This window comes from Rhodoplanes sp. SY1 (assembly GCF_046000175.1).
Lineage (GTDB): Bacteria > Pseudomonadota > Alphaproteobacteria > Rhizobiales > Xanthobacteraceae > Rhodoplanes.
The window spans coordinates 1-519 of the sequence record NZ_JBEOMB010000253.1 but is presented as its reverse complement, the minus strand read 5'-3'; the positions used below and the strand labels follow the sequence as shown (position 1 = coordinate 519).

The 519-nt window shown below is 66.7% G+C and carries 1 pseudogene; it reads right to left on the bottom strand.

From position 1 onward, the window contains the following. Nucleotides 1–124: 124 nt before the first annotated feature. Nucleotides 125–519: pseudogene (locus ABTU92_RS28945) on the bottom strand (amidohydrolase); the annotation flags it as partial.

The following is a 519-nucleotide window of genomic DNA, read 5'->3' as shown; positions in this document are numbered from 1 at the left end:
TCCTCCCCAGCCCTCCCCCGCAAGGGGGGGAGGGAGCTACATCGGGGCATGTGCTTCGATCAGAGGCGCGCAATCCGGCCTCTCCCCGCACGGCGGGGAGAGGTTATCGCGGACGCCTCGGCCCTCACCTCACGAAAATCTTCCCGGTGATGCGCTGGATGTTGCCGAAATAGATCAGGTCCAGGGTCTCCTTCGGCAGGTCGAGCGAGTCGAGGATCGCCTGGGTGTCGCGGATGAAGCCCGGGCCCTTCTCGGGGTCGAACGGGCAGTCGGTCGCGAACAGGATGTTCTCCTTCGGGTAGAAGGCGAGACCGGCCTGGGTGCCGATGCGTGACGAGAACACGGCCGTGTCCGGATAGAAGCTCTCGCGGAAGTAGTCGAGCGGGCGCTTGGCGAGCGACGCCTTCAGGCTCGCATAGTCGGCGTCCGAGGTGCGGGTGCCGATCAGGTCCCAGCCGGGCCCGATGCGGCCCTCCAGCATCGGCACGATGCCGCCGAAGTGGTGGACGATCGGCTTCA